We start from the raw sequence: 18,869 nt of genomic DNA, 5'->3' as shown, positions 1-18,869 counted from the left end.
CCGGTGAGCGCCGGTACGGGGCGGCGGCGCTCGACCGGCCGCCCGCTGTCGCACGCCGCGTCCCGGCCGGTCCCGGCCGGGACGCGGTCGGGCGCCGGCAGCCGTCCCGACGCCCGGCGCCCGGGCCGGCGCACGCCGCGGGCTCCCGCCCGCCCCGCGGCGGCCCGCCGGCCGCTGTTCACCGGCCGGGCGGTCGTCTTCGTCGGCCTGCTCCTGCTGCTGTCGCTGACCCTCGCCGGTCCCGTGCGGCAGTGGCTCGACGGCCGCGCCGAGATCGCCCGGCTGGCGGCCGAGAGCACCGCCTACGACGAGCGGATCGCCGAGCTGCAGGCCGAGCTCGAGCGGCAGGCGGACCCGGCCTGGACCGCGCGTGAGGCCCGCGAGCGGCTGGCCTACGTGCTGCCCGGGGACCGGCTGGTCGTCGTGGTCGACGGCGAGGCCGCCGAGGGCGACGCCGGCACGCTGCCCGACGCCGTCGACGCCGCCCCCCGCCCCTGGTACGAGGAGCTGCTCGGCTCGGTGGCCGACGCCGACGGGGAGGACGGGTGACCGCGCCAGGCCGGCGGGTCTCCGAGCCGATCACCCCCGAGGAGCGCGAGCTCGTCGGCCGCCAGCTCGGCCGTCCGCCGCGCGCGGTCCGGGCGGTGGCGCACCGGTGCCCCTGCGGCCAGCCCGACGTCGTCCAGACCTCCCCGCGGCTGGAGGACGGCACGCCGTTCCCGACGCTGTACTACCTGACCTGCCCGCGGGCGTCGGCCGCCGCCAGCCGGCTGGAGTCGGCCGGCCGCATGCGCGAGTGGCAGGACGACCTCGCCACCGACGCGGACCTCGCCGCGGCCTACCGGGCGGCGCACGAGGCCTACCTCGCCGAGCGCGACGCCCTCGGCGAGCTGCCCACCCGCGCCACCGCCGGCGGCATGCCCGACCGGGTCAAGTGCCTGCACGCCCTCGCCGGCCACGCGCTGGCCGCGGGACCGGGTGTCAACCCCGTCGGCGACCGGGCGGTCGCCGGGATGGGGGAGTGGTGGGCCGCCGGCCCCTGCGCGCAGCCGGAGGAGCCGTCGTGACCCGCGTGGCCGCCGTCGACTGCGGCACCAACTCCATCCGCCTGCTGGTCGCCGACGTGCCGCCGGAGGGCGCGCACACCGATCTGCTGCGGCGGATGGAGGTCGTCCGGCTCGGGCAGGGCGTGGACGCCACCGGCCGCTTGGCGCCCGAGGCGATCGAGCGCACCCGCGTCGTGCTCGCCGAGTACGCCGCCCAGGCCCGCGACCTCGGCGCCACCGCCGTGCGGATGGTCGCCACCAGCGCCACCCGCGACGCCGCCAACCGCGCCGACTTCGAGGCGATGGTGCAGGCCACGCTCGGCCAGCCGCCCGACGTCGTCCCCGGTGACGAGGAGGCGCGGCTGTCCTTCCTCGGCGCCACCGCCTCCCTCGCCGCCGCGGCCGCCGCGCACGGCGGCCCGCCCCCGCGCCCGCCGTACCTCGTCGTCGACATCGGCGGCGGGTCCACCGAGTTCGTCCTCGGCGACGCCGGCGGCGTGCGCGCGGCGCGCTCGGTGGACGTCGGGTGCGTGCGCCTGACCGAACGCCACCTGCACGGCGACCCGCCGACGGCGGACGAGATCGGGTCCTCCGAGGCCGACATCCGGGCCGCCCTGGCCGAGGTCGCCGCGGCGGTGCCGGTGGGGGAGGCGGCCACACTCGTCGGCCTGGCCGGCTCGGTGACCACGGTGGCGGCCCTCGCGCTGCGGCTGCCGGCCTACGACGCCGAGGTCATCCACGGCTCGCGCATCCCGGTGGGCGCCGTCCGCTCGGTGACCGCGGGGCTGCTCACCGCCACCCGCGAGCGGCGGGCTGCCTTCCCGGTCATGCACCCCGGCCGGGTCGACGTCATCGGCGCCGGCGCGCTGGTGCTGCGGGTGGTCATGGACGCGTTCGCGCTCGACGAGGTCGTCGTCAGCGAGCACGACATCCTCGACGGCATCGCGCTGCGCCTGGCCAGGGGCTAGCCGGCCTCGTTGACGCCGGGCGGGAGCTTGCCGGTCAGGGACTGGTAGGCCGCGGCGGCACCGCGGGCGGCCAGCAACCGGCCACCGGCGACGGTGAGCCCGGAGAACGCGGCCCAGGCCAGCGCCTCGGGCCACGAGACGCCCGGCGCGGCGGGGTTCTTCGGCGGGGTCTTGCCGAGGGCCGCGTACCAGGCCGCGTCGGTGAGCTTGCGGACGGCGATGCCGGACAGGGTGGCCGAGCCGGTCCCCAGCAGCTTCCAGGTCAGCGGCGGCTTCTGCTTGCGGGCCATGGGGGTGATCATGCCTGGCGTCCCCGCGGTCCGCGTCCCCGGAAGGGGAGACGTCGTCCCGGGAGGGCTACCCGCTCGCGCGGACCTGCCGGACGCGGTGCATGACCGCCCGGGCCAGCTCCCGCGCGCGGCCGGCGAGCACCCGCCGGGCGAGGGCCATGACGGCGGAGGACGCGGCGGTCGCGGGGAGGTAGCCGCCCGACCCCAGCAGCCCCGGGCGCGCGAGCAGGACCCGCTCGGCGGTCACGTGGTCCGGGCGCCAGCGCAGCTTGTAGTCCTCGTCGCCCCGCAGGAACGAGTACTCCGCCAGCCCCAGCCGGCCGGCCAGCCCGAGCGCGCCGCGGACCAGCAGCACCGAGGTGTCGATCGTCTGCCGCAGCGAGGGGTCGATGCCGGCGAGGTAGTAGGCCAGCTGCCGGTGCCCGAGGAGGTCGACCTCGCTGGCCACCAGCCGGCCGTCGAGCCGGTACTCCACGACGACGGCCTGGCCGCGCTCGACCATCGGCACCAGCGCCCCGGTGAGGAACGTGCGGAACCGCGCGGTGAGGTGCTCCGGGTTGCCGCGCCGGCCCGCCCACTGCGCCTCGTGCAGCCGGACCAGCTCGGGCACGGCGGCCGGCACGGCGTCGGAGGGGAGCTCGGTGCGCTCGATGCCCGCCCTGTCGACCTTCTTCAGCTTGCGGCGCAGCGTCCCCGCCGTCCGGGCGGGGACCCGCGCGAGGACGTCGGCCTGGGGCAGCACGGGCAGCTGCAGGTTCAGCGACGACGGCGCGCGGCGGACCCGGCCCGGCCACTCCCGCGTCCACGCCTGCGCGGCCGAGCCGGGCAGGACCTCGGGCAGGTCCAGGACCCGCCACCCGGGCACCTGCAGCAGGGCGGCGGCCAGCCGGGCCCCGGCGTCGGGGACCTGCGGGTCGAGCAGGACGTCGGTGGAGTCGCTCAGCGGGCCGCCCAGCGGCGCGAGGACGGGAACCGGACCGCGGCGCACCCGGTACAGCGGCGCGGCGGCGACGAGCGTGTCGCCGTCCCACACGGTGACGACGGCGAGCCGGCCGGCCGGGACGTACGCGCGGGCCCAGGCGCTGCTCCACGCGTGGGTCTGGAAGGCGGTGGCGTCCGGGGTGCGGCGCCAGAGGTCGTCCCAGGCGCCGGCCAGCGCGTCGAGGTCGTCGTGGCCGGAGACGACCGCCGTGCGCGGCCGGGCGGGGGCCGGGCGAGGTGGGGTCGCGCGTCCGGCCACGAGCCCGGGCCCGCTCCTGGACGCACCCACGGCTGCACTCACCGGTTCCCACCCCTTCTCCGTCCGGCGCCTCCCGCCGTCCGGCCGGGTCGCTGACGCAGCGAGCCTAGGCACCGGGAGGGCCGCCGCCGACCCTCCGAAGGGGGAGATGCGCAGGGCACCCGGCCGGGTGGTGGACTGGGCGCGTGGCGGTCGACGCGCAGGGGTTCCCGGTCACGCGGACACCGGCGGGGGTGTCCCGCTCCGCGCGCGGCGCCCGAGACCTCGCCGTCCTCGACGCCCGGATCTCCGGCTGCCGCGCCTGCCCCCGGCTGGTCACCTGGCGCGAGGACGTCGCCCGGGTCAAGCGGGCGTCCTTCCGCGACGAGGACTACTGGGGCCGCCCGGTGCCGGGCCTGGGCCCCGCCTCCGCGCGGATCGCCGTCGTCGGGCTGGCGCCGGCCGCGCACGGGGGCAACCGCACCGGCCGGGTCTTCACCGGCGACCGCAGCGGGGACTGGATCTTCGCCGCGCTGTGGCGGGCCGGCCTGACCAACCAGCCGACGTCGACCCACGTCGGCGACGGCCTGGAGCTCACGGGCGTGCGGGTAGCCGCCGCGGTCCGCTGCGCGCCCCCGGACAACGCGCCGACGCCGGCCGAGCGCGACACCTGCTCGCCCTGGCTGGCGCGCGAGCTGGCGCTGCTGCCGGACCTGCGGGTGGTCGTCGTCCTCGGCGGCTTCGGCTGGACGGCGCTGTGGCCCGTCCTCGCCGGCGCCGGCTACGCCCTGCCCCGGCCGCGGCCGGCCTTCGGGCACGGCGTGGAGGTGACGCTGGAGGGTCCGCGCGGGCCGCTCACCCTGCTGGGCAGCTACCACGTGAGCCAGCAGAACACCTTCACCGGCCGGCTCACCGAGCCGATGCTCGACGCCGTCCTGTCGCGGGCCACGGAGCTCGCCGGCGCCGGCTGAGCGGAGTCGCGGCCCGCGCGTGCGCCCCTAGGGTGGGCCCATGGCGTCTCGTCCGGATCTGGGGTCCCGTCCGGTGGTGCTGGTCGTCGGCGGGGGGTACGTCGGCCTCTACACCGCGCTGCGGCTGCAGCGGAAGCTGTCCCGGGGCCGCGCCGAGATCGTCGTCGTCGACCCCCAGCCGCACATGACCTACCAGCCGTTCCTGCCCGAGGCGGCGGCCGGCTCGGTGGAACCGCGGCACGTCGTCGTCCCGCTGCGCCGCACGCTGCCGCGCTGCCGGGTGGTCACCGGTGCCGTCGTCGCGCTGTCGCACGCCGACCGGCGGGCCCGGGTCCTGCCCGCCGAGGGCGAGCCGTACGAGCTGTCCTACGACGTGCTGGTGATGGCGGCGGGGTCGGTGGCGCGCACGCTGCCCATCCCGGGCCTGGCCGAGCACGGGATCGGCTTCAAGACGGTGGGGGAGGCCATCTACCTGCGCAACCACGTCCTCGCCCGGCTCGACGCCGCGGCCTCGACCGACGACCCCCGCGTCCGGGAGCGGGCCCTGACCTTCACCTTCGTCGGCGGCGGCTACGCCGGCATCGAGGCCTTCGCCGAGCTCGAGGACATGGCGCGCTACGCCGTCAGCCACTACTACCCGCGGCTGTCGCCCAGCGACATGCGGTGGGTGCTGGTCGAGGCCACCGGCCGGATCCTGCCCGAGGTCGACCTCGACATGGCCGCCTGGACCGTCAAGCAGCTCACCGCCCGCGGGATGGACGTGCGGCTGAACACGCGCCTGGAGTCGGTCACCGACGGCGTCGTGCGCCTCTCCGACGGCGCGCAGTTCGCCAGCGACACCCTCGTGTGGACCGCCGGCACCAGACCCAATCCGCTGCTCGCCTCGACCGACCTCCCCCTCGACGAGCGGGGCCGGGTGCGCTGCGAGCCGACGTTGCAGGTCAGCGGCCTGGAGGACGCCTGGGCCGCCGGTGACCTCGCGGCCGTCCCCGACCTCACCAAGCCCGACCCGGGGGCCACCACCGCGCCCAACGCCCAGCACGCCGTCCGGCAGGCCAAGCGGCTGGCCGACAACGTGGCGGCGACCCTGCGCGGCGAGCAGCCGCAGCCCTACCGGCACGCCTATGCCGGCTCGGTGGCCAGTCTCGGCCTGCACGAGGGCGTCGCGCAGGTCTACGGGATCAAGCTCAAGGGCTGGCCGGCCTGGTTCATGCACCGCAGCTACCACGTCAGCCGGGTCCCGACGTTCAACCGCAAGGCCCGCGTGGTCGCCGACTGGACGCTGGCCTCGCTGTTCCGGCGCGAGGTCGTGGCGCTCGGCCAGCTGCAGGACCCGCGGCGGGAGTTCGTCACCGCGGCCACCTCCGGCGGGACGGGGCAGATGCCGGCGCCGTCGCCGGCCGACCGCGCGCAGGCAGGCTGAGACCGGCGGGCCGACGGCCCGCACCCGCCCCCGTGGCCCAACCGGCAGAGGCAGGCCCCTTAAAAGGGTCACAGTGTGGGTTCGAATCCCACCGGGGGCACACCGGCGACCGTACGCCGACCTCACGACTTCCTCCGGCCCGTTACACCATCGGCCGCAGGAAATACAGGGCTTGACGTCCCCCGCGACTGTATTGACAGGGTTACCCCCCGTGGCCATCGGAGCCCACACCCGACGTTCGAGGGGAAGACGTCCATGACCCAGTCCCATCCGTCCCGGCGATCGCGCATCGCCGTCGCCGGCACCGCCGGCGTGCTGGCGCTGGCCGGCAGCGTGGTCACCGCGTTCCCGGCCGCGGCCGGAGGCAACGGCTGCGAGAACCGGAACAACAACACCGTGGCGAAGCTGACCGACTGCGTGACGCTCGAAGGCGTCATGGAGCACCTGGACGAGTTCCAGGCGATCGCCGACGCCAACGGCGGCACCCGCGCCTCCGGCACGCCCGGCTACACGGCGTCGGCCCAGTACGTGGAGGACCGTCTGGAGGCCGCGGGCTGGACGGTCGAGCGCCAGGCGTTCGAGTTCCCGTACTTCCAGCAGACCAGCAGCGCGTTCGCCCGGGTGGCGCCCACGGCGACCACCTACGTCGAGGGCACCGACTACGCGGTGGCCACCTACTCGGGCAGCGGCGACGTCACCGCCACCGTGCAGGCCGTCGACGTCACCATCCCGCCGGTCGGGACCGCCAACGGCAACACCAGCGGCTGCGAGGACGCCGACTTCGCCGGCTTCACGCCGGGCAACATCGCCCTGCTGCAGCGCGGCACCTGCACCTTCGGCGAGAAGGCCGAGAACGCCCGCGAGGCGGGCGCCGTGGGCGTCGTCCTGTTCAACGAGGGCCAGCCCGGCCGCGACACGCTCCTGTCGCCGACGCTGGGCGCGCCCCTCGAGAACGCGATCCCCGTGGTGGGTGTCAGCTACGCCACCGGCACGGAGTTGGCCCAGGCCGGCACCTCCGTGCGCATCCAGGTGGACGCCGTCAGCGGGATCCGTGAGACCGAGAACGTCATCGCCGAGCTGTCGGGCCGGACGTCGGACAACGTCGTCATGGCCGGCGCGCACCTCGACTCGGTCCCCGAGGGTCCGGGCATCAACGACAACGGCTCGGGCAGCGCCGGCCTGATCGAGGTCGCGGAGAACCTGGCCAAGGTCAAGCCGACCAACACCATCCGGTTCGCCTGGTGGGGTGCCGAGGAGCTCGGCCTGCTCGGCTCGGCCGAGTACGTCGACTCGCTGTCGGAGGACCAGGTGGCCGACATCGGGCTGTACCTGAACTTCGACATGATCGGCTCGCCGAACTTCGCCCGGTTCATCTACGACGGGGACCAGTCCACGTTCCCCGCGCCGGACGGTGTCAACGTCCCCGAGGGCTCGGACCAGATCGAGTACGTCTTCGAGGACTTCTACGAGTCGCGGGGCCTGTACTACGAGGGCACCGAGTTCAGCGGCCGCAGCGACTACCAGGCGTTCATCAACGCCAACATCCCCTCCGGTGGCCTGTTCACCGGCGCGGAGGTCGAGAAGCAGGAGTACCAGGTCCCGCTGTACGGCGGTGAGGCCGGCGTCGCCTACGACCCGAACTACCACCAGGCCGGGGACGACATCACCAACCTCGACCCGAAGGCGCTCGACGAGAACTCCGACGCCGTCGCCTACGCGGTGCTCACCCTCGCCTACGACTCCTCGCGGGTGAACGACGTGGCCGGCCGGCCGGTGCCCGGTGGCACGTACGAGGGCGACCCGAACGCCCGGCAGTACCGCGTGGAGGCCGAGCAGGAGGCCGGTGGCGGCGGACTGCACGCCGGCCACGACCACGGCGGGGTCGAGGTCTGACCCACTCCCGACCGGCACGACCCGGGGGCGCGGCACCGCAGGTGCCGCGCCCCCGGCGCGTTCTCCCACCCGGAGGTGGGTACCGGGGACCTCAGGAACGCGCGGGCCACCTGCGGCGTTGTAGGTGTCGAGTGGGGTGCGAGGTAGCAGCCCACCGACCGACCAGTCACCTCGAGGAGATGACGATGCCCAGCTCCAACCCGGTGTTCGGCCGGGGCTTCGCCAACGCCGCGTCCGGTGGTGGCCAGCAGGGGTACGGCGCTCCCGGCTCCGGCCAGCAGTACGGCCAGCAGGGCGGCGCTCCCGGCTACGGAGCCCCCGGATACGGCGCCCCCGGCTACGGCCAGCAGTACGGCCAGCCGACCCCCCAGCCCTACGGTCAGCCGTACGGCGCGCCCGAGGGCTACGGTGCCCCGGCCCCCGCCGGCCCGTACGGCCCGCCGGCCACCCGCTACATGACGATGGACGACGTCGTCCAGAAGACGGGCCTGTCGTTCCTCGTCACCGTCCTCGCCGCGGCCGCCGTCTGGGCGCTGCCCGGCCAGGCCGCGTGGGGCCTGGCGCTGCCCGCGGTGCTCGTGGCCTTCGTCCTGGGCCTGGTGATCAGCTTCAAGCAGATCGCCAACCCGGCGGCGACCCTGGCCTACGGCGCGCTCTACGGTGTCGCGCTCGGCGCCATCAGCGAGGCCTTCAACACGATCTACCCCGGGATCGTGGTCCAGGCGCTCATCGGCACGTTCGGTGTCTTCGCCGGCATGCTGGTCGTCTACAAGACCGGCGCCATCCGGGTGACCCCCAAGCTGACCCGCTGGATCGTCGGCGCGCTGTTCGGTGTCCTGGCGCTGGTCCTGGTCAACCTCGTGGCGAGCTTCTTCACCCCGGGCGGCCTCGGCCTGCGTGACGGTGGCCCGCTGGCCATCGTCTTCAGCATCGTCGTGATCGGTGTGGCGGCCTTCACGCTGCTGCTCGACTTCGACATGGCCGACCAGGCGATCCGCCGTGGCGCCCCGGCCAAGTTCGCCTGGTACGTCGCCTTCGGCCTGCTCGTCACGGTCGTCTGGCTGTACCTGGAGATCCTGCGCCTGTTGTCCTACTTCCAGGACAACTGAGCAAGGGCCCCGCTGCAGCGGGGCCACACACAGCAGTGGCCCGGTCCCCTCGCGGGGGCCGGGCCACTGTCGTGTCCGGGGCCGGCGCGCGAGCCGGCCCCGGGTCGGATCAGGAGAGGCGCTCGAGCACCATCGCCATGCCCATGCCGCCACCGACGCACATGGTCTCCAGACCGAAGGTGCCGTCCTTGGTCTGCAGGCCGTTGAGGAGCGTGCCGGTGATGCGGGCGCCGGTCATGCCGAAGGGGTGGCCGACGGCGATCGCGCCGCCGTGCACGTTGAGCTTGTCGATGTCGATGCCCAGGTCGCGGTAGCTCGGGATGACCTGCGCGGCGAAGGCCTCGTTGATCTCGACCAGGTCGATGTCGTCGATGGTCATGCCGGCCCGCTGCAGCGCCAGCTTCGAGGCGTCGACCGGGCCGTAGCCCATGATCTCCGGCGACAGGCCCGTGACCGCGGTGGAGACGATGCGGGCCAGCGGGGTCAGGCCGAGGTCGCGGGCCTTGGTGTCGCTCATGACCACGACCGCGGCGGCGCCGTCGTTGAGCGGGCAGGCGTTGCCGGCGGTGACCCGGCCGTCGGGGCGGAAGACCGGCTTGAGGGCGGAGATGCCCTCGAGCGTGGTGCCGGCGCGCGGGCCGTCGTCCTTGCTGACGACCGTGCCGTCGGGCGTGGTGACCGGGGTGATCTCCCGCTCCCAGAAGCCCTCGTTGATCGCCTTCTCCGCCAGGTTCTGGCTGCGGACGGCGAACTCGTCCATCTCCTGGCGGGTGACGCCCTTGAGCAGCGCCAGGTTCTCGGCCGTCTGGCCCATGGCGATGTAGACGTCCGGCACGTCGCCGTTGGTGCGCGGGTCGGTCCAGGAGTCCGCGCCGCTCTCCGCGGTCTTGGCCACCCGGGCCGAGGCCTCGGCGAACACCGGGTTGTGGGTGTCGGGCAGCGAGTCGCTGTTGCCCTTCACGAACCGGGACACCATCTCCACGCCGGCGGAGATGAAGACGTCACCCTCGCCGGCCTTGATGGCGTGCATCGCCATGCGGGTCGTCTGCAGCGACGACGAGCAGTAGCGGGTGATCGTGGTTCCCGGCAGGTGGTCCATGCCGAGCAGGATGCTGACGACGCGGCCCATGTTGTGGCCCTGCTCCCCGCCGGGCAGGCCGCAGCCGAGGATCAGGTCGTCGATGTCGGTCGGGTCCAGCGCCGGGACCTTGTCGAGCGCCGCGCGGACGATGGTGGCGGCGAGGTCGTCGGGACGCAGGTCCTTGAGCGACCCCTTGAAGGCGCGCCCGATGGGGGAGCGCGCGGTCGCGACGATGACGGCTTCGGGCATGGGGTCCTCCGCGATGAGGGGCTCCCGGGGCCGGGAGCCCCGGGATCGGTCACTCCGGAAAGTACCCCCGGACCCCCGGGCTCCTTGCGCCCGAGCCTGCTACAGACGCTCGGTGTGTTTCAGGCGTCCTGGCCGACCGGGACCTCCGCCGCCTCGGCGGCCTCCCCGGCCTCCTCGGGCGTCGGCAGCTCGGTGGGCCGCCGGCGCAGCAGCCGCGCCCAGGTGCCCAGCGGCCCGGCGGTCGTGCCCCGGACCTCGGTGGCCCGGACCTCGGTGCCCGGCCGGCCGGCCGCCCGTGCCGCGGCCCGCGCGACGGGACGCACCGTGCCGCGGCGCTCCCGGCGGCGGCCGGTGGGTGCGGGCCAGACGCCGAGCGCGTCGGCCAGCGCCGGGAGGATCACGGCGGCGGCCTGCGCGTAGCCGGCGGCGCTGGGGTGGAACTCGTCGATGCTGAACAGCGAGCGGTCCTGCGCGAAGCTCGGCCCGAGCACCGAGCCCAGCGACACCGTGCGCCCGCCGGCCTCGACCACGGCGATCGTCTGCGCCGCCGCCAGCTGCCGGCTCCACCGCCGGGCCAGCAGCCGCAGCGGCTGCCCGATCGGCCGGACGGTCCCCAGGTCGGGGCAGGTGCCGACGACGACCTCCGCGCCCGCCTCGCGCAGCCGCCGCACCGCGTCGGCCAGGTGCCGCACGGAGACCGCGGGGCGGGTGCGGGTGGTGACGTCGTTGGCGCCGATCATGATCAGGACGACGTCGGGGCGCTCGGCCAGGGCGCGCTCGACCTGCGGGTCCAGCTCGCAGGACTCCGCGCCGGAGACGGCCAGGCGGACCAGCCGGACGGGGCGCTCGGCGAGCTCGGTCAGCGCGGCGGCCAGCAGCACGCCGGGCGTCTCGGTGGCCCGCTCGACGCCCAGGCCCACGGCGCTGGAGTCGCCGAGCACGGTGAACACCAGGGGCTTGCCGCGCCCGCGGCCGTAGACGCCGTCGCCGGGGGGCGGGTCCTGGTTCGACGTCCGCGCCTCGACCCGCTTCCGGGCCGCGCGGGCCTCGAGGCGCAGGACCGCGAGGAGCCCCGCACCGGCCAGGCCGAGGCCGCCGCCGCCGTACGCGGCGGCGGACGCCAGCCGCCGCGCCGTGCCCGCTCTGGTCACCGCCACTCCGATCGTCCCCCCGCGCAACCGTCTGTCCAGCAGGCTAGCCGCCCTCTACGGTGCCCCCCGTGCCCGAATCCCCCCGACGGGTGGCCTCCGGGAGAACGTCCGGTGACCGCTCGCAGCAGATCGTCGACGTCCTGGTCGAGGCCTTCTCCGAGCTCATGGCCGCCGACGCCGACGCCTTCCGCACGAAGTTCCGCAAGATGGCCGCCGACCCCTTCGCCTTCTACCGCGGCAGCGCCTGCCTCTTCTACGCCGACATGGCCGCCTTCGACGAGCCCTGGGCCGACGAGCGGACCACCCGGGTGTGGATCCAGGGCGACCTGCACGCCGAGAACTTCGGCACCTACATGGACGGTTCCGGGCGGATCGTCTTCGACGTCAACGACTTCGACGAGGCCTACGTCGGGTCCTTCACCTGGGACCTGCGCCGCTTCGCCGCCAGCTTCGCGCTGCTGTCGTGGCGCAAGGCGCTCGGCGACGACGTCATCGCCGACCTGCTGGGCACCTACCTCGACGCCTACCTCGACCAGGTCGAGGCGTTCCGCCGCTCCGACGACGACCGCACCTTCGCGCTGACCGTCGCCAACACCGAGGGCGCCGTCCGCGAGGCCATCCTCGAGACGACGACGCGGACGCGGGGCTCGCTGCTGGACCGCATGACCGTGGTCGAGGGGTACGAGCGGCGCTTCGCCGACGGCGGGCGCACCCGCCGGCTCGACGACGACGAGCGCGGGCGGGTGCTGGCCGCGCTCGACCGCTGGCGGGGGACCGTGCACCCGCCGATGCGCCGCCGCGACGTCGCCTACGACGTCAAGGACGTCATCGGCACCGGGGGCTTCGGCATCGGCAGCGCCGGGCTGCCCGCCTACAACGTGCTGCTCGAGGGCTACGACCAGGCGCTGGAGAACGACGTCGTCCTGTCGCTCAAGCAGGGCAACGTGGCCGCGCCCAGCCGCATCGTCCGCGACGAGCGGATCGCCTCGTACTTCGAGCACCACGGGCACCGGACCGCGGTCAGCCAGCGCGCGCTGCAGGCCAACGCCTCGCAGTTCCTCGGCCACACCGAGGTCGACGGCGTCGGGTTCGTCGTCCAGGAGCTCTCGCCCTACGAGGTCGACCTGGACTGGGAGGACCTCACCGAGCCCGAGGAGATGGCACCGGTGGTGGCCCAGCTGGGCCGGGCGACGGCGAAGATGCACTGCGTCGGCGACGCCGACAGCGACCACGCGCTGGTCGACTTCCAGACCGAGGACGCGGTCGCGGCGGTGGTCGGCGGCCGGCGCGAGGAGTTCGTCGCCGACCTGGTCGACTTCGCGCACTCCTACGCCCGGCAGACGCAGGAGGACCACCGGCTCTTCGTCGACGCCTTCCGCGCCGGACGCATCCCGGGCATCAGCTCGAGCGGCTCCCAGCCGATCCGCCACTGACCGGCAGGGAGGCGGCCAGCACGTCGGCGAGGCCGGCCGCCTCCCAGCGGTGGTCGCGGCCGGGCACCTCCACGCGCTCCGCGGAGGCGAGGGAGGCGACGATCGAGTCGGCGGCGTCGGCCATGAACGGGAAGGTCTGCGCGCCGAGCAGGACCACCGCGTGCGCGGTGACCGGCGCCCACAACTGCGCCCGCGGCGCCGACTGCGTCCAGGCCAGCGCCTCGGCGTCGGCCTCGAGGGTGGGCGCCATCCGCTCGAACAGCGGCCACTGCGGCCCGGAACGCATCGCCTCGAACCACTCCGGGGGCATGCCCTCGGTCCACAGCCGCCAGATGCCCTCGCGGTCCCCGGCCGCGGCGAGCGCGCGGACGGCGGCCAGGGCCTCGGCGCCGGCGGTGCCGCCCTCCTCGTCGAGCGGGACCTCCCACAGGAACAGCCGCTCGACGCCGGGCAGCCCGGCGGCCGCAGCGAGGGCGATCGCGCCCCCGGAGGAGCTGCCGTACAGCCACGCCTGCCCGCCCAGGAGGTCGAGCAGCGCGCGGATCGCCGCCAGCTCGCCGGCCAGCCCGAACGGCGGCTCGCCGCCGCTGTCCCCGCGCCCGGGCCGGTCGTGGACGACGACGTCGAAGCCGCGCGCGGCCAGCTCGGCGACCAGTTCCCCGGTGTCGGGGTCGACCGCGCGGAACTGGCCCGCGCCGCCGACCAGGACCAGCGGCTGCCCGGCGCCGACGCGGTCGTAGGCGATGCGGGTGCCGTCCGCGGTGTGCACGTACTCGGTCATGCGGTGGTGACCGGCCCGGGCGCCCGGACCCATCGGTCGGGCACGGAGATCAGCATGCCGACGTGCGGGCCGATCGGGTCGACGTCGAACGGGGCGGTCACCACGCAGAAGCCGTGCCGCTCGTAGAAGCCGGCCGCCGGCACGCGCGCGTTGCACCACACCAGGTCGCCGCCGCGCGCCGCGACCGCCGCCAGGCCCGCCGCGAGCAGCGCGCGCCCGGCCCCGGCGCCGCGTACCTCCGGGTCGGTGGCCATGCCGCGCAGCTGCCACGGTGCCGCCGCCGGCTGCCACGGGCAGGGCGCGGGCGCGAGCCGGACGACGCCCACCACCCGGCCGCCCGGCGCCCGCGCGGCCAGGTGCACGGTGGCGGGGTCGTCGTCGCCGGGGAGGCCGGCCGGGCCGCCGTCGCGCAGGACGGCGCTGCGCAGGGGCAGCACGACGTCGACGCCGACCTCCGCGACCGTGAGCTCGCCGGTCACCGCGCCCTGCGGCCCCGGCGGGTGCGCAGGTAGTCCGCGACGACGTACTCGCCGAGCCGGTCGCTGTCCGGGGTGAACACCCGGCCGCCGGCCCGCGCGGTGATGTCGTGGACGAAGTGCACCAGGCTCGGTTCCGGGTCGAGCGCGAACACGTTGAGCGTCGCCCCCGACCGCGCCACCCGCTCGACCTCCGCGACGGTCTTGGCGATCGTCTCGGGCATCGGCGGCCAGCAGAAGTACGGCGTGCCGTCCTCCTCCAGGTGCGCGGTCGGCTCGCCGTCGGTGACCACGAGGACCACCGGCTCGGCGTCGCGGTGCCGGGCGAGGAACCGGCGGGCCAGCATCAGCCCGTGCTGCAGGTTGGTGCCCTGCAGCGTGTCCACGCTCAGCTCGGCCAGCGTCTCGGGCTTGAGCACCTGGGCGGTGGAGGAGAAGCCGATGATCTGGATGGCGTCCTGCGGGAAGCGGGTCGTCACCAGCGAGTGCAGCGCCATCGCCGTCGACTTGGCCGCGCCCCACGTGCCGCGCAGCGCCATCGAGTACGACAGGTCGACCAGCAGCGCGACGGCCGCCCCGGTGCGCCGCTCGGTCTCCACGACCTCGAAGTCCTCGACCGCGATGCGGACCCTCCGCCCGCCGTCGCCGGAGGGGGCACCCGCGGTGCGCAGGACGGCGTTGCGGACCGTCCGGACGACGTCGAGGGGCTGCTCGTCGCCGAACTGCCACTCCCGCGAGCTGCCGGTGAGCTCCCCGGCCGCACCGGCGTCGGCGACGTCGTGCTCGCCCCGGCCGGCGGCGTCGAGCTTGGCGAACACCCGCCGCAGCGCGGTGGCGCCCAGCCGGCGCACCGCCTTCGGCGAGAGCTCCAGCCTGCCGTCGGAGCGGTTGAGGTAGCCCTGCCGCTCCAGCTCGCGCTCCATCTGCCGCAGCGCCGCCAGGTCGTCGACGGCCTCGCGGCCCAGCGCCTGCTCGAGCAGTTCCTCGTCGACGTCGGCCAGCGAGGCGCCGGCGTAGCCCTGCGAGAGCTGGTTGGACAGCGCCTCGAGGTCGGCGAGCTCCGCGACGGCGGTGGTCGCGTCGCCCATGCCCAGCCCCTGCTCCCCGTCGGGGACCTGGCCGCGCTGGCCCCAGGGCAGGTCGGGACGGGCCTGGCGCAGCGCGTCCTGCAGGTGCGCCATCTCGCTGGCCAGCCCCATGTCGGACATGGTCTGGGCCATCAGGTCGGACAGCTCCGCCCGCTGCTCCGGCGAGAGGCCGGCCATCATGCGTTCCTGCGCGGCCGCCCGGCGGGCGAGGGAGTCGATGAGCTCCTCCACCGACTGCGGATCGTCGGGGAAGAACTGACCGTGCTTGTCCATGAACTCGCGGAACTGCTCGTCGGTGTCCTCGCCGCGGTTGTGCGCGTCCACCAGCCGGGACAGGTCCGCGACCATGTCCTTGACCGCCTGCATGTCCTGCTCGCTGGCGTTCTCCAGCGCCTGCTTCATGTTGGCGAAGGAGCTGTCGAGCACCTCCCGCCGCAGCAGGTCCTGGATGCGGTCGTAGGCCTCCCGCGCCTCCGGGGAGCGGAACGGGTAGTCCTTGAGCGCCCGCACGGCGCCCGCGGTGTCCTGCGGGAGTGCGTCGAGCTCGGCCTCGGCCAGGCGGGCGGCGTCGTCGGGGTCGGGGAACAGCGCGCGGCGCTCGGCCTCGAGCGCCCGGTCGAGCAGCTCGCGGACCTCCTGCAGCGTGCCGTCCATCCGGCCGGCGGTGCGGGCCTGCCGCAGCCGCTCGCGCACCGAGCGGCGCAGCTCGTCCAGGCCGCGCCGGCCGTCCATGCCGCGGCGCAGCAGCTCGCGCAGCGCCTCGCGCACGCCGCTGCCGCCGAGCACGGAGTCGCCGATCTCGTCGACGGCGCTGCCGAGGTCGTAGGGCGGGGCCAGCGGGTCGGGGCCGCCCCGCCAGCGGCCGTACCGGTACCCCTTGCCGGGGCGGGGCCTGGCCACCGCTAGGCCCCGTACACCGTGCGGGTGCCGTCGGTGTCCTTGGCCAGCCGGCGGGTGAGGTAGAGGCCCTCGAGGGCGAACTCGACGGCGGCGGCGGCCTGCTCGGCCGACTCCTCGCCCTCGGGCACGCCCAGGCGGCCGAGCAGCTCGGCGAGCCGCGGGATGGTGCCCAGCTGGCCGAGCAGCGCCGCGCCCGGCACCAGCTCGCCGGACTCGACGGTCTCCCCGCCGGTGAAGTGCTCCTGCAGGCCGGTCAGGTCCAGCCCGCCGCACCGGGCGCGGAAGGTCTGCGCGGTCGCCTGTCGCAGCAGGTGCTCGAGCACCTCCGTCTCCCGGTCGTCGTCGGGGTCGGTGCCGGCGTCGGCGAACTCGACCTTGCCGCGGCTGGCCGGGACGGTGCCCGGCAGGTCGACGACGCGCGCCACCGGCCGGGTCTCCCCGGCGATCGCGGCGCGGCGGACGGCGGAGGCGGCCACCGTCTCCAGCCCCGCGATCGCGAAGCGGGCGCTGACGCCCGAGCGCTGGTCCACGTGGCTGGACTCGCGGACCAGCCGGGTGAACCGGGCGACGATCTCGACCAGGTGCTGGGGGACGACGGGGGCGTCGAAGCCGTCGTGCCCGCGCGGTGCGCCCAGCCCGCTGGTCTGCGCCTCCTGCTGCAGCAGCCGGATCTCGTCGGCCAGCTCCAGCGGGTAGTGCGTGCGGACCTCGGCGCCGAAACGGTCCTTGAGCGGCGTGATGATCCGCCCGCGGTTGGTGTAGTCCTCGGGGTTGGCGCTGGCCACGAGCAGCAGGTCCAGCGGCAGCCGCACGCGGTAACCGCGGATCTGGATGTCGCGCTCCTCGAGCACGTTGAGCAGCGCGACCTGGATCCGCTCGGCGAGGTCGGGCAGCTCGTTGACGCTGAAGATGCCGCGGTTGGTGCGCGGGACGAGGCCGTAGTGGACCGTCTCGGGGTCGCCCAGGGTGCGGCCCTCGGCGACCTTGATCGGGTCGACGTCGCCGATGAGGTCGCCGACGCTGGTGTCGGGGGTGGCCAGCTTCTCGCCGAAGCGCTCGCTGCGGTGCAGCCAGCCGACGGGGGTGTCGTCGCCGTGCTCGGCGATCTGGCGGTGCGCCCAGACGCTGATCGGGTTGAGCGGGTGCTCGTTGAGCTCGCTGCCGGCCATCACCGGCGTCCACTCGTCGAGCAGGCCGACCAGGGTGCGGATGAGCCGGGTCTTGCCCTGGCCGCGCTCGCCCAGCAGGACGAGGTCGTGGCCGGCGATGAGGGCCCGCTCGACCTCGGGGACGACGGTGTCCTCGAAGCCGACGATGCCGGGCAGGCTGGGCTCACCCGCGCCGAGGCGGGCGAGCAGGTTGGCGCGGATCTCGGCCTTGACCGGCCGGAAGGCGGCTCCGTTCGCACGGAGCTCGCCGAGGGTCGTGGGTGCGGGTGGGGTCTGCGCTGGGGCGACGTCCGTCACCTCAGCCACGGTACGACGACCAGCGAGGATGCGGGAGCGCCTCGGGCGGGGCTGCGAGGATCACCGGCATGGGAGCCGACCTGGTCACCGGTGCCGACGTCGCCGCCGCGGCCGACCTGCTCGAGGGGATCGCGCGCCGCACCCCGCTGGAGCACTCGCGCGCGCTGGCCGAGCGGGTGGGCGGCCCGGTGCACCTCAAGTGCGAGAACCTGCAGCACACGGGCTCGTTCAAGTTCCGCGGCGCCTACGTGCGGCTGTCGCGGCTGACGCCGGAGGAGCGGGCGCGCGGGGTGGTCGCGGCCAGCGCCGGCAACCACGCGCAGGGCGTGGCGCTCGCCGCCCGCATGCTCGGCGTCTCGGCCACCGTCTTCATGCCCGAGTCCGCGCCGCTGCCCAAGGTGGCCGCCACCCGCGGCTACGGCGCCGAGGCCCGCCTGGTCGGCGTCGACCTCACCGCGGCGCTGGCCGCGGCGGTCGCGCACGCCGAGGCGACCGGCGCGGTCTTCATCCACCCGTTCGACCACCCCGACGTCATCGCCGGGCAGGGGACCGTGGGCGCCGAGGTGCTCGAGCAGTGCCCCGACGTCGCCACCCTCGTCGTCTGCACCGGGGGCGGCGGGCTGGTGTCCGGCATCGCCGCCGCCGTCCGCGCCCGGCGGCCGGAGGTGCGGATCGTGGCGGTGCAGGCCGCCGGGGCCGCCGCCTTCCCCGGCTCGCTGGCGGCCGGGCACCCCGTGCCGCTGACCGGGGTGTCCACGATGGCCGACGGGATCGCCGTCGGCGCGCCCAGCGACCTCACGCTCGCGCACGTGCGCGACCTGGTCGACGAGGTGCGCACGGTGGGGGAGGAGGACCTCTCCCGCGCGCTGCTGTTCTGTCTGGAGCGGGCCAAGCTCGTCGTCGAGCCGGCGGGGGTGGCCGCCGTGGCCGCGGTGCTGGCCGAGCCCGAGGCCTTCCCGCCGCCGGTGGTCGCCGTCGTGTCCGGCGGCAACGTCGACCCGGTGCTGCTGCTCAAGGTGGTGCAGCACGGCATGGCCGCGGCCGGCCGGTACCTGCGGCTGCGGCTGGCGGTGCCCGACCGGCCGGGGTCGCTGGCGGGGGTGCTCGCGGTCCTCGCCGAGGGCGGCGCCAACGTCCTGGAGGTCGAGCACGAGCGGACGTCGACCCGCCTGGACCTCGGGCAGGTGGAGGTCTTCGTGGTCCTGGAGACCCGCGGCCCCGACCACGCGCGGACCGTCGTCGCCGCGCTGGAGGACGCCGGGTTCCCCGTCTCGGAGGGCTGACCCGGCGCCCGCGATGAGTTCCGGCCGCGGTCGGGGTCGGTG

General features: G+C 75.4%; 17 protein-coding genes and 1 tRNA gene. 10 read left to right on the top strand and 8 right to left on the bottom strand.

Annotated features, from left to right (window positions below; genetic code table 11):
- Positions 1 to 3 precede the first annotated feature (3 nt).
- From FN207_RS07455 to FN207_RS07445, 3 genes are read left to right on the top strand one after another with little or no spacing between them, the layout of a single operon-like run.
- Positions 4 to 549 (top strand): FtsB family cell division protein, encoded by a 546-nt coding sequence (locus tag FN207_RS07455; protein WP_142457680.1) that lies wholly within the window; start codon positions 4 to 6, stop codon positions 547 to 549.
- The gene (locus tag FN207_RS07450; RefSeq protein ID WP_142457678.1) at positions 546 to 1,067 is read left to right on the top strand and encodes a DUF501 domain-containing protein; all 522 of its coding nucleotides are present in this window, start codon (positions 546 to 548) and stop codon (positions 1,065 to 1,067) included. The genes FN207_RS07455 and FN207_RS07450 overlap by 4 nt, the downstream gene beginning before the upstream one ends.
- A complete protein-coding gene (locus FN207_RS07445; RefSeq protein ID WP_185938233.1) occupies positions 1,064 to 2,014 on the top strand; it encodes a Ppx/GppA phosphatase family protein in 951 nt (316 codons plus the stop codon). Before FN207_RS07450 ends, FN207_RS07445 begins: the two co-directional genes overlap by 4 nt.
- Here FN207_RS07445 and FN207_RS07440 read toward each other — a convergent pair.
- The gene (locus tag FN207_RS07440; protein ID WP_246065848.1) at positions 2,011 to 2,316 is read right to left on the bottom strand and encodes a DUF4235 domain-containing protein; all 306 of its coding nucleotides are present in this window, start codon (positions 2,314 to 2,316) and stop codon (positions 2,011 to 2,013) included. The two genes, FN207_RS07445 and FN207_RS07440, sit on opposite strands and share 4 nt — an antisense overlap.
- A 55-nt stretch (positions 2,317 to 2,371) precedes the next feature.
- On the bottom strand, positions 2,372 to 3,544 hold the full coding sequence (locus FN207_RS07435; RefSeq protein WP_185938232.1) for a GNAT family N-acetyltransferase: 1,173 nt from the start codon (positions 3,542 to 3,544) through the stop codon (positions 2,372 to 2,374).
- A 185-nt stretch (positions 3,545 to 3,729) separates the two neighbouring features.
- On the opposite strand from FN207_RS07435, the gene FN207_RS07430 reads away from it, so the two are divergent.
- From FN207_RS07430 to FN207_RS07410, 5 genes are all read left to right on the top strand, one after another.
- Positions 3,730 to 4,494 (top strand): uracil-DNA glycosylase, encoded by a 765-nt coding sequence (locus tag FN207_RS07430; RefSeq protein WP_185938231.1) that lies wholly within the window; start codon positions 3,730 to 3,732, stop codon positions 4,492 to 4,494.
- Positions 4,495 to 4,534: 40 nt separating this feature from the next.
- On the top strand, positions 4,535 to 5,917 hold the full coding sequence (locus FN207_RS07425; RefSeq protein ID WP_142457675.1) for an NAD(P)/FAD-dependent oxidoreductase: 1,383 nt from the start codon (positions 4,535 to 4,537) through the stop codon (positions 5,915 to 5,917).
- A gap of 26 nt (positions 5,918 to 5,943) precedes the next feature.
- Positions 5,944 to 6,017 (top strand) — tRNA-Leu (locus tag FN207_RS07420).
- 155 nt (positions 6,018 to 6,172) lie between these two features.
- The gene (locus FN207_RS07415; protein ID WP_142457673.1) at positions 6,173 to 7,810 is read left to right on the top strand and encodes a M28 family metallopeptidase; all 1,638 of its coding nucleotides are present in this window, start codon (positions 6,173 to 6,175) and stop codon (positions 7,808 to 7,810) included.
- Between the two features lie 185 nt (positions 7,811 to 7,995).
- Complete coding sequence (locus tag FN207_RS07410) at positions 7,996 to 8,919, top strand: Bax inhibitor-1/YccA family protein (protein WP_185938230.1); 924 nt, start codon at positions 7,996 to 7,998, stop codon at positions 8,917 to 8,919.
- A 109-nt stretch (positions 8,920 to 9,028) separates the two neighbouring features.
- On the opposite strand, the gene FN207_RS07405 is transcribed toward FN207_RS07410, so the two are convergent.
- Together FN207_RS07405 and FN207_RS07400 are read right to left on the bottom strand one after the other, a co-directional pair.
- Positions 9,029 to 10,249, bottom strand: coding sequence for an acetyl-CoA C-acetyltransferase (locus FN207_RS07405; protein ID WP_142457671.1), 1,221 nt, complete (start codon positions 10,247 to 10,249; stop codon positions 9,029 to 9,031).
- Between the two features lie 119 nt (positions 10,250 to 10,368).
- Entirely contained in the window at positions 10,369 to 11,400 is a 1,032-nt protein-coding gene (locus FN207_RS07400) for an SGNH/GDSL hydrolase family protein (RefSeq protein ID WP_185938229.1), read from the bottom strand.
- Positions 11,401 to 11,468: 68 nt separating this feature from the next.
- Between FN207_RS07400 and FN207_RS07395 the strand changes: the two genes are divergently transcribed.
- A complete protein-coding gene (locus FN207_RS07395) occupies positions 11,469 to 12,833 on the top strand; it encodes a DUF2252 domain-containing protein (RefSeq protein WP_246065847.1) in 1,365 nt (454 codons plus the stop codon).
- Here the strand turns inward: FN207_RS07395 and FN207_RS07390 are convergent.
- The 4 genes from FN207_RS07390 to FN207_RS07375 are packed head-to-tail and all read right to left on the bottom strand — an operon-like array spanning position 12,799 to position 17,544.
- Positions 12,799 to 13,614, bottom strand: a complete 816-nt coding sequence (locus FN207_RS07390) for an alpha/beta fold hydrolase (protein ID WP_185938228.1) — start codon at positions 13,612 to 13,614, stop codon at positions 12,799 to 12,801. The genes FN207_RS07395 and FN207_RS07390 overlap by 35 nt on opposite strands.
- A complete protein-coding gene (locus FN207_RS07385; RefSeq protein WP_142457666.1) occupies positions 13,611 to 14,093 on the bottom strand; it encodes a GNAT family N-acetyltransferase in 483 nt (160 codons plus the stop codon). The genes FN207_RS07390 and FN207_RS07385 overlap by 4 nt, the downstream gene beginning before the upstream one ends.
- The gene (locus tag FN207_RS07380) at positions 14,090 to 16,078 is read right to left on the bottom strand and encodes a VWA domain-containing protein (RefSeq protein WP_142457664.1); all 1,989 of its coding nucleotides are present in this window, start codon (positions 16,076 to 16,078) and stop codon (positions 14,090 to 14,092) included. The genes FN207_RS07385 and FN207_RS07380 overlap by 4 nt, the downstream gene beginning before the upstream one ends.
- A gap of 2 nt (positions 16,079 to 16,080) precedes the next feature.
- The gene (locus tag FN207_RS07375; RefSeq protein ID WP_246065845.1) at positions 16,081 to 17,544 is read right to left on the bottom strand and encodes a sigma 54-interacting transcriptional regulator; all 1,464 of its coding nucleotides are present in this window, start codon (positions 17,542 to 17,544) and stop codon (positions 16,081 to 16,083) included.
- Positions 17,545 to 17,612: 68 nt separating this feature from the next.
- Between FN207_RS07375 and ilvA the strand changes: the two genes are divergently transcribed.
- A complete protein-coding gene (gene ilvA / locus FN207_RS07370) occupies positions 17,613 to 18,827 on the top strand; it encodes a threonine ammonia-lyase (RefSeq protein ID WP_142457660.1) in 1,215 nt (404 codons plus the stop codon).
- Positions 18,828 to 18,869: the final 42 nt, after the last annotated feature.

Origin of the sequence: Geodermatophilus aquaeductus (genome assembly GCF_900182545.1) — a bacterium.
In the GTDB taxonomy this organism is placed as follows: domain Bacteria; phylum Actinomycetota; class Actinomycetes; order Mycobacteriales; family Geodermatophilaceae; genus Geodermatophilus; species Geodermatophilus aquaeductus.
Note: the sequence above shows the minus strand (reverse complement) of the source record. Positions and strands in the feature narration are given on the sequence as shown.

What these genes read in the sequence shown, in the direction of transcription:
- FN207_RS07440 (WP_246065848.1), bottom strand. Translation starts at nt 2,316, where the DNA reads ATGATCACCCCCATGGCCCGCAAGCAGAAGCCGCCGCTGACCTGGAAG.
- FN207_RS07425 (WP_142457675.1), top strand. Translation starts at nt 4,535, where the DNA reads ATGGCGTCTCGTCCGGATCTGGGGTCCCGTCCGGTGGTGCTGGTCGTC.
- FN207_RS07415 (WP_142457673.1), top strand. Translation starts at nt 6,173, where the DNA reads ATGACCCAGTCCCATCCGTCCCGGCGATCGCGCATCGCCGTCGCCGGC.
- FN207_RS07410 (WP_185938230.1), top strand. Translation starts at nt 7,996, where the DNA reads ATGCCCAGCTCCAACCCGGTGTTCGGCCGGGGCTTCGCCAACGCCGCG.
- FN207_RS07405 (WP_142457671.1), bottom strand. Translation starts at nt 10,249, where the DNA reads ATGCCCGAAGCCGTCATCGTCGCGACCGCGCGCTCCCCCATCGGGCGC.
- FN207_RS07390 (WP_185938228.1), bottom strand. Translation starts at nt 13,614, where the DNA reads ATGACCGAGTACGTGCACACCGCGGACGGCACCCGCATCGCCTACGAC.
- ilvA (WP_142457660.1), top strand. Translation starts at nt 17,613, where the DNA reads ATGGGAGCCGACCTGGTCACCGGTGCCGACGTCGCCGCCGCGGCCGAC.